A 249-nucleotide genomic window follows, 5' to 3' on the forward strand; every position below is an offset into this window, starting at 1 on the left:
GCCGCAGTCGGGATGTCAGACCGATCATAAAGGCCGGTATCCTTGAAACCTGTTACTTCGGCTCCCCTGCTGCACCAATACGCATTCGGATTTACAACAAAGGTAAAGAAGTCCTCAAGAAAGGGGAAAAACTGTGGTTCGCTGATATGTGGGGAACCGATGACCTTGAAGATATTTGGCGAGTGGAGTTCCAACTAAGAAGGGCTGCTTTGAAACAGTTCAAGGTCAACGATTTCTCAGACCTCTGGC

The 249-nt window shown here is 48.6% G+C and carries 1 pseudogene; it reads left to right on the plus strand.

Annotation, left to right across the window (positions count from 1 at the left end):
• Nucleotides 1-249, plus strand: a pseudogene (locus KOM00_RS20535) (replication initiation factor domain-containing protein); the annotation flags it as partial.

This window comes from Geomonas diazotrophica, from assembly GCF_018919385.1.
In the GTDB taxonomy this organism is placed as follows: domain Bacteria; phylum Desulfobacterota; class Desulfuromonadia; order Geobacterales; family Geobacteraceae; genus Geomonas; species Geomonas diazotrophica.